The sequence below is a fragment of the Mesorhizobium wenxiniae genome, assembly GCF_002284535.1.
GTDB lineage: Bacteria > Pseudomonadota > Alphaproteobacteria > Rhizobiales > Rhizobiaceae > Mesorhizobium > Mesorhizobium wenxiniae.
Map to the genome: position 1 here is coordinate 1 of NZ_NPKH01000020.1, position 15707 is coordinate 15707.

Annotated in this window: 11 protein-coding genes; 1 reads left to right on the top strand and 10 read right to left on the bottom strand. The window is 62.3% G+C overall.

What is annotated here, in order from left to right:
• Nucleotides 1-74: 74 nt before the first annotated feature.
• The 10 genes from CIT31_RS10275 to CIT31_RS10320 all read right to left on the bottom strand — a co-directional run bounded on the left by CIT31_RS10275 (nt 75) and on the right by CIT31_RS10320 (nt 14220).
• A complete protein-coding gene (locus tag CIT31_RS10275; RefSeq protein ID WP_065012255.1) occupies nt 75-923 on the bottom strand; it encodes a DUF1194 domain-containing protein in 849 nt (282 codons plus the stop codon).
• Nucleotides 924-1138: 215 nt separating this feature from the next.
• On the bottom strand, nt 1139-3700 hold the full coding sequence (locus tag CIT31_RS10280) for a GcvT family protein (RefSeq protein ID WP_095518529.1): 2562 nt from the start codon (nt 3698-3700) through the stop codon (nt 1139-1141).
• A 275-nt stretch (nt 3701-3975) separates the two neighbouring features.
• Nucleotides 3976-5205 carry a DUF2029 domain-containing protein gene (locus CIT31_RS10285; protein WP_095518530.1) on the bottom strand — a complete coding sequence of 410 codons (1230 nt, stop codon included), beginning with the start codon at nt 5203-5205 and terminating at the stop codon, nt 3976-3978.
• Between the two features lie 21 nt (nt 5206-5226).
• The gene (locus tag CIT31_RS10290; protein WP_095519305.1) at nt 5227-6699 is read right to left on the bottom strand and encodes an aspartate aminotransferase family protein; all 1473 of its coding nucleotides are present in this window, start codon (nt 6697-6699) and stop codon (nt 5227-5229) included.
• 22 nt (nt 6700-6721) lie between these two features.
• Entirely contained in the window at nt 6722-7729 is a 1008-nt protein-coding gene (locus CIT31_RS10295; RefSeq protein WP_095518531.1) for an NAD-dependent epimerase/dehydratase family protein, read from the bottom strand.
• Nucleotides 7726-8175 carry an EamA family transporter gene (locus CIT31_RS10300; protein ID WP_029351963.1) on the bottom strand — a complete coding sequence of 150 codons (450 nt, stop codon included), beginning with the start codon at nt 8173-8175 and terminating at the stop codon, nt 7726-7728. The genes CIT31_RS10295 and CIT31_RS10300 overlap by 4 nt, the downstream gene beginning before the upstream one ends.
• Before the next feature lie 71 nt (nt 8176-8246).
• Entirely contained in the window at nt 8247-9599 is a 1353-nt protein-coding gene (locus CIT31_RS10305; protein ID WP_095518532.1) for an FAD-binding oxidoreductase, read from the bottom strand.
• 2 nt (nt 9600-9601) lie between these two features.
• Nucleotides 9602-11035: a UbiA family prenyltransferase gene (locus CIT31_RS10310; protein WP_095518533.1), complete on the bottom strand. Its 1434-nt coding sequence runs from the start codon at nt 11033-11035 to the stop codon at nt 9602-9604.
• Nucleotides 11036-11297: 262 nt separating this feature from the next.
• The gene (locus tag CIT31_RS10315) at nt 11298-11561 is read right to left on the bottom strand and encodes a hypothetical protein (RefSeq protein WP_029351968.1); all 264 of its coding nucleotides are present in this window, start codon (nt 11559-11561) and stop codon (nt 11298-11300) included.
• 169 nt (nt 11562-11730) lie between these two features.
• The gene (locus tag CIT31_RS10320) at nt 11731-14220 is read right to left on the bottom strand and encodes a mechanosensitive ion channel family protein (protein ID WP_095518535.1); all 2490 of its coding nucleotides are present in this window, start codon (nt 14218-14220) and stop codon (nt 11731-11733) included.
• Between the two features lie 217 nt (nt 14221-14437).
• Between CIT31_RS10320 and CIT31_RS10325 the strand changes: the two genes are divergently transcribed.
• Nucleotides 14438-15697: a sarcosine oxidase subunit beta gene (locus CIT31_RS10325; RefSeq protein ID WP_095518536.1), complete on the top strand. Its 1260-nt coding sequence runs from the start codon at nt 14438-14440 to the stop codon at nt 15695-15697.
• Nucleotides 15698-15707: the final 10 nt, after the last annotated feature.

Here is a 15707-nt window from a genome sequence, read left to right on the forward strand (position 1 = left end):
AAACCATCGAGGCTACAGAATGCAACAACTACTTTGCTAACGCCGGATACGCTTCCGTCAAAACGTGAAAGATTCTAGCGGCTGTCGAACATCCAGCTTCGGTCGCGCCACATTTTCTCGCCGACCTGACAGTCGGTGGCCGGCTTGTCTTGCGCCAGTATCACCGGCGGATGCGCCGCTTCGTCCGCCGCCCATTGCGGTGAGGCAGGCCCGGCAAGCTCGAGCACCAGCTTGCGGCGGATCGCTTCGGGAAACTGCGTCCACTCATTGACCGGGATCATGAACGCGCCGGGCCCACCGATGACGCAGTCGGTGTAGTAGCGGTCGAGATAGTTCACGTCGTAGACACTGGTGAAGCCGCTCCGAGTCATCAGCGGCAGGCCGTTGATGGTGATGCCTTGCTTCACCAGCTCGTCACGGATGATGTCGACTGGAGCACCTTGATTGTTGGGGCCATCGCCTGAAATGTCGATGACGCGCTTGACGCCCTGAAAGCCGCTTTCGGCGAAGAGATCGCTGCCGAATTGCAAGGCACCGGAAATCGAGGTGCGCCGTGCGCTGTTGGGCGCATGGGCGGCGAGCTGTTCGACCACCCGCTCGGCGTCGGCACGATTGGCGATCACCGTCCACGGCACGATGACGTGCTGCCAGGTCGTGCCGGCCCATTCGACATAGGTGACGGCAATCTTGCCATAGGCGCCATCGGCTATCGCCTGCAGTACCGTGTCGTGCGTCAGCGCCGCGACATAACCGCGACGCTGAATTTCGAGCTCCGCCGGTGACATCGACAGCGAAACGTCAACCGCCAGCACCAGTTCGATATCGACGGGTTCGGCGGCGCGGGATTCCGGCGCCAGCCCCAGCATCAGCGCCAGTGCAGCGGCGCCTGAAAGGAGATGTCTTGCGTGGGGAAAAGCAGACATTGCAGCAAGGTAAGCGATAATCGTCGCGCCACAAAGCGAAAAGCCCAGCGCCGGGCTAATGCATGTCGCCAAAAGTGTGCAGCGGTTTGGGGTAATGACATGCATATAAACAATAACTTAAAGCGCGTCGCATGACTCCCCTCAGACACGACGCGCTTTAAGGCTTTGCGTTCACATTTTTGCGAGTCCGCCCCTCACCATCTATTGTGGGAGGCTCAGCTGCGTGGATTGAGGTTCTCCGGGTCGTAGAGCGGCCTGTAGCCGACGGCGGCCACTTCGACCGGGTATGTCTCGCCGAAATATTCGACGTTCAGCTTGCGGCCTTCCTGGCAATACGCCCAGGGCAGATAGGCGAGCGCGATGTTCTTGCCGATGGTCGGGCCATAGGCGATCGAGGTCGTGAACGACCGGCGGCCGAGTTCGTCGACCAGCGTCTCACCCGTTTGCGGGTCCATCACCGGCATCGTGCCGACCGGATAACGGGCTACGCCCCTGGAATCGACATTGTCCGTCATGACAAGCGTGCAAAGCATGACCGGCTGATGCGCGCGGGCGCGATACTCCAGATGCTTTGCCTTGCCGCTGAAATCAGCCTCCTTGACCTTCGGACGGGCAAGATCGGCCTCCAGCAGATTGTACTCGGTCAAAAGATCCGCGTTCTGCAGGCGCAGGCTCTTTTCCATGCGGCGGCTGTTGGCATAGGTCTCGACGCCAAAAGCCATCACGCCGGTCGAACGCAACGCGTCCCATACGGCCAGCCCGTCTTCATATCGCATGTGCAGTTCCCAGCCCTGCTCACCGACATAGGAGATGCGGAAAGCGGTCACGTCCTTGCCGCCGACCTTGACGGGCTTGATCGCTGCAAAGGCAAAGTTCTCCGGCGTCAGCCCGTCCGGGTCCTCGACGACCTTCTGCAAGGTTGAGCGCGCGTTCGGACCCCAGATGCCGACGGTCACGTAGTTCTCGGTCACATCGGTGATGGTGACGTCGAACCCTTTGTCTTCTGCCGTCCGCCGCATGTAGTGGAAGTCCCGCGGGCCGGCATCGGCACCGTCGATGACGCGGCACCGGTCGGCCATGCGGATGACGGTCAGGTCGGCGCGCACCATGCCTTCATCGTCGAGGAAATGCGTGTAGATGCCTTTGCCGATATTGCCGTCGCCGCCGATCTTGGCCGCGCACAGCCATTCCATCAGCGCGACATGATCCGGCCCTGCCACGTCGTACATCGCGAAATGCGATAGATTTACGATGCCGCAATCCTCGCTCATGGCGAGATGCTCGGCATTGGAGACGCGCCAGAAATGGCGGTTGTCCCACTCGTTTTCGCGCACCGGCACCCGGTTGCCGTATTTCTCGAGCAGGTGCTCGTTGGCGGCATAGCCATGGGCGCGCTCCCAGCCGCCGAGCTCCATGAAATAGCCGCCGAGTTCCTTCTCGCGCTCCCAGAAAGGCGAGCGGCGCACGTTGCGAGCCTTGGAGAAGGGCTCGCGCGGATGGACGGCGGGATTGTAGACCTTCATCGCCGTTTCGGTGCAGCGGTCCCAGATGAACTGCTCTTGCGTCTGGTGCGGATAGAAGCGCGAATAGTCGATGGCGTGGTGGTCGATCGACGTCCGGCCGTCCGTCATCCAGTCGGCGATAAGCTTGCCCATGCCGGGGCCGTCCTTGACCCATATTGCGACGGCATACCAGAGGCCCCGCACCTTCTGGCTCTCGCCCATAGAGGGGCCGCCGTCTGACGTCACCTGCAGAAGCCCGTTGAAGGAATGGCTCTCATTATAACCCAGTTCGCCCAGGATCGGCGTCAGTTCCATGGCGCGCTCGAGCGGTGCCAGGATCTGTTCCATGTCGAGGTCGCGTTGCGAGGGCGAAAGACGGGCCTGGTGTTTCTCCAGAAGGTCGCGCGGATGGCAAAGGCGCGGATTGGTCTCCTCGTAATAGCCCCATTCGATCTGCCCGCCTTCGGCGGTCTTGGGGTCGCCGGTGTCGCGCATATAGGCCGAGTTGCCCTGGTCGCGCAGCAGCGGCAAGCCGATCTCCTTGCCGGTGCCGGCGAATTCGGTGTAGGGCCCGAAGAAGGTAAGCGGATGGTCGATCGGCATCACCGGCAGGTCCTCGCCCACCATTTCCGCGATCAACCGGCCCCAAATACCCGCGCACACAATCACGTAGTCGGCCTCGATTGTGCCACGGTCGGTCACCACGCTCTTGATACGCCCGTTCTCGACGACGAGCGACTTGGCCGGCGTGTTAGCGAAGGATTTGAGCTTGCCGGAGGCTTCCGCCTGATCGACCAGCTTGCCGGCGACCGTTTGCGAGCGCGGGATGACGAGACCGGCATCGGGATCCCACAGGCCGCCCTGCACCTTCTCTTCTTCGATCAGCGGGAATTTCTGCTTGATCTCGGCCGGATCGATCAGGCGGGCACGCGTGCCGAAGGCCTTTGCCGAGGCGATCTTGCGCTTGATCTCCTCCATGCGATCGTCGTCGCCGACGCGAGCGACCTCAAGGCCGCCGATGCGGGCGTAATGGCCCATCTTCTCGTAGAAATCGATGGAATAGAGCGTCGTCCAGCAGGACAGGAAGTCATGGCTGGTCGTGTAGCAGAAGTCGGAGGCGTGCGCCGTCGAGCCGATGTCGGTCGGGATGCCTGATTTGTCGATGCCGACGATGTCGTCCCATCCGCGCTCGATCAGGTGATGGGCGACCGATGCGCCGACAATGCCGCCCAGCCCGACGATGACGACCTTCGCCTTTTCCGGAAACCCTGCCATGCCCGCGACTCCAAAAGTGCTGTTGCGGGCGCCGGCGCCCGCTGACCGGCGCACAATATGCAGACGACGGCCATCGCGCTACCGCCTGTTTGCGACACGCCACAGGTGCGGCGCGACCCCGGCGCATGCCCCCGAAAAATTCGAATCGATTTTCGCCTGGATCATGCGCGGAAAAATTCCACAGCGTCCTTTGCGCGCCCAAAAAGACGCGGGGCACTGCAGTTGAGATCAGCTGCTTCAAGGGAAAATGATGCGCGCCAGGCTGGAGACGGACCTCATGGTTCATCTCCCGAAACGACGTGCAACACTGGGGCGCGACGCCCTTCGATGCTCGCCCACAGCGCCATGAAGGGGCCGGCAAGCAGCAGGAACGGCGGGATCAGATAGGGAAAGTAGATGCGGGTGTCGTGGATGGGGAAGACGGTGAACTTGGCCAGCGCGCCGAGCACCAGCGCCGCAAACAGGATACCGGCACGGCGGTCGAGCTTGAAGCCGGCGCGGCTGGTCGCATACCACCCCGCCAGCGCCAGCACCGAGACGCCGACCCAGCTGTTCAGGCTGACGGCGCGGACCAGCGAGGCGGCAAGAGCCCGGAGATAGACGACAGCCGAGAAGGGTGGATCGAAACCGTCCATGTTGTAGTGCTGCTCGACGCTGGAGAACCACAGATGCGGCCACCAGCCGGGATGCTGTGCCCAATGCGAGATGGCGAAATAGGCGACCAGGGAGGCGGCAAATCCGGTCAGAGCGCCCCACCCCTTCTGCCGGAAGGCGACCAGCAATGCGGCGAAGATGGCAAGAAAGACTATGTTGTCAGGCCGCGCCATGAAAGCGAGGAAAAGCAGGATCGCGGTGGCCACTTCGCGACCGCGCACATACGCAAAAAGCCCGCCGAGGAACAGGGCGGAGCATAGCAGATCAGGTGTATTTGCCCGCGCCGCGTCGCCGAATTCGGCCATGATCAGCACCGCGCCGGCGACCGGCGCCAGCGCCAGCGCGCCTTCGGACCGCAGCCAGAGCAGCGCGATCGCACCGAACAGCAGCACCGACAATACTGAGATCACACGCATCGCCTCGACCGGCGACATCACAGAACTCATCGTCGAAAGGATCTCGGCGTAGAGGAACTTGATCCGGTACATGCCGAGCAGCGAATGGAAGTCGGTGGCGTTCCCAGCCATATGACTGCGGAAGCCGCCGCTGTCGTCCGTCAGTGTCTTGTACTCGCCCGCCGAGACGCCGTCCCTAACCGTGCCATAAGCATAGTCGTGCAGCGCCTGCACATCGGGATAGCTGCCCTCCTCGGCGATCGCGAGGTAGGGCAGCATGTCCCAATTGGCGTCGGGGATGAACCATGTCGTCACGGCGATCAACACGATGTAAAGCGCGAAGGCCGCCGCCCCGACCGGTGCGGCAAGACGCGCATAGGTGCCCTCGCCCCACGCCAGACCGGCCTCGGTGACCCGGTCGAGCAGGTTTGTCGAAACGGGAGATTGGGTCAGCATGGTTTCGCTCGGCGGACCTGGCTAGCGGACCTGGCTTTTGACGAAATCCTTCACGATCGACACGATGCCGCGCGACAACAGGCTGTCGAGCGCCTCGACAAAGCGGTCGACATGTTCGCGCTGGCAGATCAACGGCGGTTCGAGACGAATGACATTGCGGTTGTATTCGGTGAAGGCGACGAGCACGTCGTAGTCGCGCAGCAACAGCGCTCCGACGAAGCCGGACAAGGATCCCTTCAGCTTCTCGTCGAGCACGCTGACCACCGGCCGCAGCACCATCGGCAGGGTCTGCGAAAAATCGTGGAATTCCAGCCCGACCATCAGGCCCTTGCCGCGGACCTCCTTGATGATCTTCGGGTATTTTTCCCTCAACGCCTGAAGGCGTTGCAGCAGGTAGTCGCCGGTCACAGCGGCGTTGTCGATGAGCCCCTCGTCGTAAAGCACGTTGAGCGCCTCGATCGAGGTGACGCAGGCCTCACCCATGCCGCCGAAGGTAGCCATGGCGTGGATCATCGCCGTCTTCGGCGTGCCATAGGCCTTCATGTAGACCTCGCGCCTGGCAATCATCGCGCCGACCGCCGCCTTGCCGCCGCCGAGCGATTTTGCCAGCGCCGTCACATCAGGAACGACGCCGTAATGCTCGAAGGCATAGAAACGGCCGGAGCGGCCATAGCCGCACTGCACTTCATCGGCGACCCACAGCACACCGTACTGGTCGCATAGCGCACGCAGCTTCTGCCAGTATTCGGCAGGCGCCTGGATGATGCCGCCACCACCCTGGATGGTTTCCAGCACGATGACGCCGATCTCCGGGTCCGAGCGGAAGGTGCGCTCGACCGCTTCGATGTCGGCGAAAGGGATGCGCACGACATTGTCGGCCACCTTGAAGTCGGCGCGGTAAAGCGAGCCGTCGGTGATCGCCAGCACACCCTTGGTCTTGCCGTGGAAGGAATTCTCGGCATAGACGACCTTTGGCCGCTTCGGGCCGGCGGCGCGCTCGCCGAGCTTCACGGCCGCCTCCATGGCTTCCGAGCCGGACGAGCCCAGAAACACCATGTCGAGATCGCCGGGCGAGCATTTGGCGAGATTGTGCGCCAGGGCGGCCGCATATTGCGACATGAAAGCGATGGCGATCTCCTGCCGCTTCTCCTCCTGGAATTTCTTGCGCGCATTGAGAAGGCGCGGATGATTGTGGCCGAAGGCCAGCGAGCCGAAGCCGCCGAAGAAATCCAGGATCCTGCGGCCGTTCTGGTCGATGTAGAACATGCCTTCGGCGCGCTCGATCTTGATCTTGTGGAAGCCGAGCAGCTTCATGAAATGCAGCTGGCCGGGATTGAGATGCGCCTTGAACAGGTCGGTCATGCGCGCGACGTCCATCGCCTTGGCCTGCTCGACGCTGATCAGAACGGGCTTGGCGGTGATGGCAAGCAAAAGCGCCGGCGCGCTGACCGTGGCGCGCGCAGTCGTGTGGTCTGGTTTCGTCATGACGGTCATCTCAAGGGTCTCCTGCTGCCCTTCACTCGGCGGGCACATGTCTGGCGGCGACGGCATGGCCGTCTTTCTTGGCGCGGTATTCGCTATAGGCGGCGATCAGCATGTCCTCGTCGCGATATTGCGGCACCCAGCCGAGTTGGCGTTCGGCCTTGGACACGTCGAGCACGCAGTCCTCGTCGGCGATCAGATACTGCTCCGGATCCATGATCGGCATGTTCAAGAGATCGAGCAGGTCGAGCGTGCGCTTGACTGCCCAGCCCGGTGTCGGGATCAGGATCGACTTCGACCCGGCATGCCTGATCAGATCGCCGAGCAGTTTCCGGACCGGCGGCGGGTTGAGCGAACCGAGATTATAGGCTTCATCAGGCACGCCGGCTCTCCAGGCAGCGCGCGCTGCCTCGGCGCAGTCGAACACCGAGATGAACTGATACGGGTTCTTGCCCGAGCCGATCATAGGCACCGGAAGATTCCTATCGATCAGCTTGAACAGTTTTTCGAGGATGCCCAGGCGGCCGGGACCGATGATCAGGCGCGGCCGAAACAGCGAGATCGACATGCCGCGCTTGCGCCATTCGGCGGCCAGCTCCTCGGTCTTCTGCTTCGACCAGCCATATTCGCCGAGCGGCGCGACCGGATGTTCCTCGGTCATCGGTTGCGTGATCGTATGGCCGTAGATCATGTCGGTCGTGTAATGGACGAGCTTGGGCGCGCCGGCTCTGTCCATCGCCTTTATGATGTGCTCGGTGCCGTGGAAATTCACCGGGAAGAAGAACTGGCGGCGCTTGGCGCGCACCTGGATCGGCGACAGCATTTTCGCCGAAAGATTATAGACCATGTCGTCGGCCTTCAGCCTGACCGAAGCGACCGAGGCCGGATCGGTGACGTCGCACCTGACATATCGGACCGAACGGTAATGCGGCAGGTCGCTCTTGGCGATGTCGGCGACGACCACCTCCTCGCCGTCGGCCAGAAGTTTCGGGGCAAGGTGGCGGCCGACGAAACCGTCGCCGCCAAAGATCACATGTCTCATCGAACAATCCCGCTGGTGTGAATCTTGTCGGGGGAAAGGCCAGCCGTCTCGTCCTCGTGCTCTCGATCGCCCAAGTCCCGGCCACTTTGGGCGATCAGCACCGTGCCGACGCAGATGAAGGCGATGCCGGCGATGCGCCAGGCATTGAGGTCTTCGCGGAAGATGAAATAGGCGAAGATAGCAACGGCGACATAGGCGAGGCTGAGGAACGGATAGGCGAAGCTGAGCTCGACCTTGGACAGCACATAGAGGTGCGAAGCCATCGAGATGACGAAGGTGCACAGGCCGAAGAAAACCCACGGGCTGAAGACAATCTGCAACAGCTTCAGCAACGGATTGGTGCCCTCGAAGGAGATTGTACCGAGTGACATCATGCCCTGCTTCAGCATGAGCTGCGCAGCGGCGTTGGTCATGACCGTGAACAGAATGAAGACGATGTATTTCATGTTTCTTCCGCCAGCCCTTCAGCCGTTCTATTACAAACCTGCAAACGCTTCATGAACTGTTCTAATTTTATCTATTCTGCGGCTTCAGCGGTTTCGCGCCGAGCCTCGAGTTTTTTCGCCGTTCGCGCCCAGAAACTCGACATGAAGGCGGGATCGCGGATCGCTTCGAGGCGTTGCCATTCCGGAAAGGATGCGGCGAAAGTGTCGGCGCCCATGCGGGCGTCCTTGTAGGGATTGACCGCGCCACCGGCCGCGACCGTGATGTGGTCGAGCTCCTTCAGCAGCGCCAGCGTCCCCCGGCCACGGTTGGAAAAATCCAGCGTCAGCGTGAAACCCGGTCGCGGAAACGACAGCAGTGCCGGCGAGCGGATCGAGCCGAAGCGCTTCAGGACGGTCAGGAACGAGCCCTGCCCCGCCCGTTTTGCCGCCGCAAGCAGCGCCGGCACCGCTCGGCGCGCGACGTCTTCCGGCACCACGCTCTGGTGCTGGAAAAGCCCGTTCGGTCCGTAGAGCCGGTTCCAGTTGCCAACGCCGTCGAGCGGAAAGAAAAATTCCTGATAGCCGACCTGGCGCGGCGCGGTAGACCTGCCTTTCTTCCACCGGTAGGCGGCATTGAAGGCAGTCAGGAACGGCCGGTTGAGCACATTGAACGGCGGCTGGAACGGCACCGAAAGGTTGCCGCCGGCACGAGAGGCCACATGGGAGCCATGCTCGGCGTGATTGCCGCTAAACAGCAGCCCGCGCCCACGGCCGTGGCCGCCGGCAAGCTGGTCGATCCATGCGACGACGTATTCGTTGGCTTGGTCGGCCGCGTCGGCAAGCTCGAAGAATTCGCCGAGGTCGCGGAACGGCGTCGCCGTCTCGACGATGTCGAGGGATGGCACCCGCATCAGCCGGATCGATGCGGACAGGATCAGTCCGGTCAGCCCCATGCCGCCGATCGTCGCCGCAAACAGGCGTGCATTGTCGGTGGCCGAGCAGTAATGGGGCCGTCCATCCGATTTTAGCAGCGTGAACGATTCGACGTGGCAGCCGAAGGTGCCGCGCCGGTGATGGTTCTTGCCGTGAACGTCATTGGCGATGGCGCCGCCGAGCGTGACGACCTGCGTGCCTGGAACGACGGCCGGAAAGAAACCGTATGGCGCTGCATGGGCGATGATGTCGGACAGAAGCACGCCGGCCTCGGCCTCTATCACGCCTGTCTCGGCATTGAAGGCGCGGATCCTGTTCAGCGGCCGCATGTCGACGACCATGCCGGCCTGGTTCTGGCAGGAATCGCCGTAGGAGCGGCCGTTGCCGTAGGCGAGCAAGGCATTTCTTGCCGCCTTGCCGCTCTTCAGCAGCGCAACAGCGTCGTCCGCCGGGATCACATCGAGTGCCGGCGGCGTGGCAAGACCGAAGCTCTGGAACCGCTGCTTCGCCACGCCTACCAGCCTCCGGCGACCAGGAACACGGCGCCGATGAGCACGACGATCTGGCTGCGCCAGTCGCGGATGATGAAGACGACCGGATCGTCATGCATCTCGTCGCGGCGGGCGAGAATCCAGACGCGGATGGTCAGGTACAGGACGATCGGCGCCAGGGGCCAGACCAGCCACGGGTGAGGATAGAGTTCGCGCACCGCAACACTGTCCATATAGAGTGCCAGCACCAGCGCCGAGGAAAAGGCCGAGGCCATGCCCGCCTGGGCGACGATCTCCTGGTCTTCGGTGCGGTAGCCGCGGCCGGCAATGCGTTCGCCGGCCGGAATCGCGGTCGTGCGCAGCTCGACAAAACGCTTCACCAGCGCCAGCGACAGGAAAAAGAAGATCGAGAAGGCCAGCAGCCAGAACGAGACGTCGACGCCGGTCGCCGCGGCGCCCGCCAGAACGCGGATCGTGTAGAGTCCGGCCAACGTCAGCACGTCGATCAGGAGCATGCGCTTGAACGACAGCGAATAGGCGGTGGTCATGACTATGTAGCCGCCGAGCACGCCGAGGAATTCGATAGGCAGCAGAAGCCCTGCACCAACGCCCATTGCAAGCAGCACCATCATCGAACCGAGGCCGAACGGGATCGACAGCGCGCCGCTGGCGAATGGCCGGTTGCGCTTGGTCAGGTGTTTGCGATCGAGCGCGAGATCAAAGAAATCGTTGAGGATGTAGATGGCGGAAGCGACTGCGCTGAACGATACGAAGGCCAGCAGGCATTCCCAGACCATGTCGGCGTTGAAGTATTCGTGCGACAGTACCATCGGCACCGCGATCAGCGAGTTCTTCAGCCACTGATGAACGCGCAGCATCTTGACGATGGTTCTGAACGTCGGCTTCGGCGCCGGCATCATTTCGGCACCGTGGGCGGCCTGCCATCGCGCAGCATGGCGGTCGGGCGCGACGACGATTGCAGCGCGCGCGGCGTCGAATACCCTAAGGTCGTGCCGGCTATTGCCGGCATAGTCGAAGCCGCCATCGCCATAGGCGGCGACAAGCGAGGCGCGCTTTCTGCCTGAGGTCATGTTGTGGGGGCCGTCGGTCGCCAGGACGCGATCGAATATCCCGAGATGTACGGCGATCGCCTCGGCCAATTTGCGCGGCGTACCGGTCGCCAGCACGATCTGGCGGCCCTCGCCATGTTCAATGCGAAGGCGCTGAAGCAGCGCCTCGCGGTAAGGCAGCGACGCAGGATCGATGTCGATGCGTTGAGCGATGGCCTGCTTCAACCGCGCCGGCCCGCCGGCGAGCCAGAACGGCACGAGGAAAAGATAGAGCGGATTCTTCTTGAGAAGGATGAACAGCCCTTCCCACAACAGGTCCGTCGCGATCAGCGTGCCGTCGAGATCGACGGCAAGCGGAATTGCGTTCCTGTCCGACCGCGCGTCCATTTTCCGTTGCCCTGCCTAAAAGCCCATGATCCCGAAAACCGATTTCTCGGAAAGGATCATGCACCATTCCAAAATCCGCGCCGTGCTTCGGCGTCTTCGGCCCGTTATAACGGGGAACAGCGCAGCGAATGTTAAAACGCCCAGCCTGGCCTTGCTTGCGTGACGGTATTTCGCCCTTCATCGTTAAGTTTCGCTGCCCCGAAACCATAAAAGGCCGGGCATTGCCCGGCCTTCGAAAAATCGTCAACGTTTTTTGACGCGGCTACTTGATACGGGCGACGCCGCCCGAGATTTCGATCGTTTCCGAACCGGTCAGCGCCTCGAGGTCGCCATTCGGCATGGTAACGAAACAGCCGGTCGGGCAGAATTCCGCGGTTTCGCCGGCGGCCAGCGCCAGCTCCGTCTTGCCACCGCCTTCGGTCACGACGAGTGTGCGGGTCTCGGCGTCCTTGTTGGTCGCGCTGGCGCCGAAGGCTGAACCGCCCACGGCAAGAAAAGCGATGGCGGCGACGAGAGACTTCCACATTTGCAATATCGGTGTTTCCACCGCCTCTGTTTGCATTTCGCAAGGCATTCTCGCCCTTTGCATGTGAGCTTATATGAGATGCAAGCTGAACGGCAACTGAATGCCGCATTCATGCCGCAATTGCTTTCGCTGTGTCGAAAGCCGGTGATACCTGGATATCAATATTACCCTAATCGGGATCCGGCTTGCGGGTCTTGCGCCCGGATCTGGCCAGGCGTTTCGTCTCGGCCGCGGCTTCGGCCGCCGCGCGCTCCTTCTCGGCGAATTCAGCCTCGATCTGGTCATCGTCGATCGGCCATGCGTCATGCTTTTTGGTCTCGACGACGGCGCGCGGCGCCGACGGAATTTCGATATGCTGATCCGCGAACTCATCGAGGACGGCAAACCGGATGTCGTTCTGTACGATGTTGCCATTCATGACGTCGGCCAGGAACACACGGATTTCGAATTCGAGAGCGGCCGGCCCGAAATTGGTGAACAGCACGAAGGGTTCGGGATTCTTCAGCACCAGCGGATGGCCGCGCGCAATCTCCAAAAGGACAGCATGGACCTGCTTGACGTCGCTGCCGTAGGCGACGCCGACCTTGATGTCGATGCGACCGAGCTTGTTGCGGTGCGTCCAGTTGCCGACGGCATTGTTGATCAGGTTTGAATTGGGCAGGATCACCGACTGCCGCTGGAACGTCTCGATCTCGGTAGCGCGCACACTGATCTTCTTGACCGTGCCGCTGATGTCACCGGCGACGATCCAGTCGCCGACCTTGAACGGCCGCTCGGCCAAAAGGATCAGACCGGAGACGAAGTTGGAGACGACGTTCTGCAGGCCAAAGCCGATACCGAGGGACAAGGCGCCGGCGACAAGCGCCAGATTGGAGAGATCGATGCCCGCCGCCGAGACGCCGACGAGTGCTGCGAGCGCCACGCCGGCATAGCCCACCGCCAGCCGGATTGAGTTTCGCACGCCGGTGTCGACCTTGCCGCGCGCCATCACCGAGCCGTCGAGCCAGCCCTGGAACCAGCGCGTCAGGAAATAGCCGATAATGAAGACAATGATGCCGGTCAGAATGCCGGTCACCGAGATCGTCACCGAGCCGATGGTGAGGCCCGTCGCCAGCTTATAGCCCCAGGCCTGGATGTCGCCGGGCTGGAAGCCCCACGTCAACAGGATCAGCGGCAGGAAAACCAGCACGATCATCAGGTTGATGGCGACGCTGACGACCAGGCCGAGCTGGTCGAGCGCGGACTCCTCATAGCTGGAATTGGTCGATAGCCAGCGCCCGATCGACGTGTTGGCAAAGCCACCTTCCTCGCTGATCGCCCGCGCCGACAGGAAGCCGATATAGGCGGTGACCAGAATGGTTCCGGTGACCACGACTTGCAGCGAGACGAAGATTGCGAGGCCGATATAGCCGAGCAGCGCCGTGGCGATGGTGAAAACGCCGAGCGCGACAGCCGTGTAGCGCAGCCACGCCGGCCAGGGGCGCCAGCTTCCGTCGGGTGCCTTGAACGGTTTCAGCAGCCCCATCAGGATCAGGATGACGCCGACGATGATGGTGGCGACAAAACTTCTGGCGATGGTCAGCGACAGCGGCGAGCCCATCTTGTCGTTGACGACCGACAGGAAATTGTTGACGCCGATCACCACCGCCATGGCGGTCGTCAGCCGCACCAGCCAGCGTGCCGGACCCGTTTCAACGGGTATGAGCCGCCAGTTCGGCAGCCGCGGCTCCAGCGCCGCATTGGTCAGCCGGTTGACGCAGAACACCACCGCGATGACGGCGACCAGCGCATTCAGGAAAACGCCAATGTCGCCGCGCAACACGTTGTAGTAGTTGAAAAAGAACACGGTCGAGACGAGAAAGACGCCGACCGCCAGCGTCGGCAGCAATGTCGACCAGAACGCCACCGACAGCCGGCTGAGATAGGACGGATCCTCGACGGAAGGGTCTGCTTCGAAGACACGTCCGAACAGACGCCGCCCACCGACAAAAAGCACCGCCGCCAGGGAGAGCGCCGTCAAGGTCGCGGCCAGCACGGCCTGGAACTTGAACTTGAAGGCGAAGGTCAGCCAGGACGACACCGCCTTGTAGAAGCCGGTAAATTCACCGTTGGCATCGGAAATAACCTCAGGGCTCAGAGCGTCGGACAGCACGTAGCGCTTAGTGAGCAGATTGCGAAACAGCTCGCTGCGCATATTGGCGATCTTGTCGATGAGGCCGCTGATGCGGATCGACAGGTTTTGCGCCGTGGCGATGACAGCATTGATCTCGGCCTTTTGGGACGCCAGCGCCTGGCGTTCGCTGGTCACGATGTCGGGTTCGGGCGGCTGGCCCGCGGCCGGCGGCACCCCGAGCTGATCGAGCCTTGCGTTGATCTCCGAAAGTCGCGGGCGGAAGGCAAGCGCGCTGTTCAGCGCACCTCGCGACATTTCCTCGAGCTGCAGGCGGATATCGACAAGGCTGGCGTCGTCGGCACCGTCCTCCTGGATTTTCTTTTCGAGATTGTCGGTCCTCGTCGTCAGATCCTGCAGGATTTTCTGCTGGTCGGCGACCACCCCGGACGCAGCATGGTCAAGTCCCTGCGCCGCCGCATCAAGCGAAAGCGGCGCCGAGGCAACGATCGCCAGGACCAGAACGAAGCGGAGCAGTCGGAAAAGCATGATCGTTTGGCGACTCACAGGCGGTAAGGCGTTCTAAAGCTCGTCCTTGATAAAGACGCTCATACCGGGGAGCAAGCCGTCCGCTCTGTCCGGCGGTCTCGGCGTCGGCCAGTCGAAAAGCGATGGCGCAATATTGGCTTTGCGGCAGCGGCCTGCTCTATAGTGTGCCCCATCGCCCAAAACGGATGACAAAAAGCCAGAACGGATAACAAAAAGAATGGCGGAATATTCGGTCTTTTCGCTTCTCAAAAACGCGCTGACCGGCAACAAGGACTGGAAGCCGGCCTGGCGCAAACCGGACCCTAAGGCGTCCTATGACGTGATTGTCATCGGCGGCGGCGGCCATGGCCTGTCGACTGCCTATTATCTCGCCAAGGAGCACGGCATCACCAATGTCGCCGTGCTGGAGAAGGGCTGGCTCGGATCCGGCAATGTCGGCCGCAACACGACGGCCGTGCGGTCCAACTATCTGCTGCCGGCCAACACGCGCTTCTACGAACATTCGATGAAGCTGTGGGAGAACCTCTCGCACGACCTCAACTACAACGTCATGTTCTCGCAGCGCGGCTGCCTCAACCTCGCGCATACACCCGCCCAGCTCGACGATTTTGCCCGCCGCGGCAACGCCATGCGCCATCTCGGCGTCGACGCCGAACTGATGACCACGGCCGAGATCGCACGCCTGGTGCCGGCGCTGGACGTCTCCGCCACGGCGCGCTTCCCAATCGTCGGCGGCCTGATGCAGCGGCGCGCCGGCACCGCCCGCCACGATGCCGTCGCCTGGGGCTATGCGCGCGGCGCCGACCGTCGCGGCGTCGACATCATCGAGAATTGCGAGGTCACCGGCTTCCTGCGCGACGGCGACCGCATATCAGGCGTCTCGACGTCGCGCGGAGAGATCCGCGCCAAGAAAGTGGCGGTCGCGGTGGCCGGCAGCACCGGGCAAGTCATGCGGCTCGCCGGCATCGATACCATGCCGATCGAGAGCCATGTGCTGCAGGCCTTCGTGACGGAATCGCTGAAGCCGTTCATCAACACGGTTCTGACTTTCGGCATGGGCCATTTCTACATGTCGCAGTCGGACAAGGGCGGGCTTGTCTATGGCGGCGACCTCGACGGCTATAACAGCTACGCCCAGCGCGGCAGTTTGCCTGTCGTCGACGAGGTGATGAGCGAGATGCTGGCACTGTTTCCGGGTCTCGCCCGCGTCCGCATGCTGCGCTCATGGGGCGGCGTCTGCGACATGTCGATGGATGGTTCGCCGATCATCACCACCGGTCCGCTGCCGGGCATGTATCTCAACTGCGGCTGGTGCTACGGCGGTTTCAAGGCGACGCCGGCCTCCGGCTGGTGCTTTGCCTGGACCATCGCCAAGGACGAGCCGCACGACTTTAACGCCCCCTTCACGCTCGACCGTTTCCATCGCGGCCTTGTGATCGACGACAAGGGCCAGGGCGCAACGCCTAGGCTGCATTAGGTAGGACATC

Coding starts and splice junctions, on each gene's coding strand:
- CIT31_RS10275 (WP_065012255.1), bottom strand. CDS start 923: ATGTCTGCTTTTCCCCACGCAAGACATCTCCTTTCAGGCGCCGCTGCA.
- CIT31_RS10280 (WP_095518529.1), bottom strand. CDS start 3,700: ATGGCAGGGTTTCCGGAAAAGGCGAAGGTCGTCATCGTCGGGCTGGGC.
- CIT31_RS10285 (WP_095518530.1), bottom strand. CDS start 5,205: ATGCTGACCCAATCTCCCGTTTCGACAAACCTGCTCGACCGGGTCACC.
- CIT31_RS10290 (WP_095519305.1), bottom strand. CDS start 6,699: ATGACCGTCATGACGAAACCAGACCACACGACTGCGCGCGCCACGGTC.
- CIT31_RS10295 (WP_095518531.1), bottom strand. CDS start 7,729: ATGAGACATGTGATCTTTGGCGGCGACGGTTTCGTCGGCCGCCACCTT.
- CIT31_RS10300 (WP_029351963.1), bottom strand. CDS start 8,175: ATGAAATACATCGTCTTCATTCTGTTCACGGTCATGACCAACGCCGCT.
- CIT31_RS10310 (WP_095518533.1), bottom strand. CDS start 11,035: ATGGACGCGCGGTCGGACAGGAACGCAATTCCGCTTGCCGTCGATCTC.
- CIT31_RS10315 (WP_029351968.1), bottom strand. CDS start 11,561: ATGTGGAAGTCTCTCGTCGCCGCCATCGCTTTTCTTGCCGTGGGCGGT.
- CIT31_RS10320 (WP_095518535.1), bottom strand. CDS start 14,220: ATGCTTTTCCGACTGCTCCGCTTCGTTCTGGTCCTGGCGATCGTTGCC.
- CIT31_RS10325 (WP_095518536.1), top strand. CDS start 14,438: ATGGCGGAATATTCGGTCTTTTCGCTTCTCAAAAACGCGCTGACCGGC.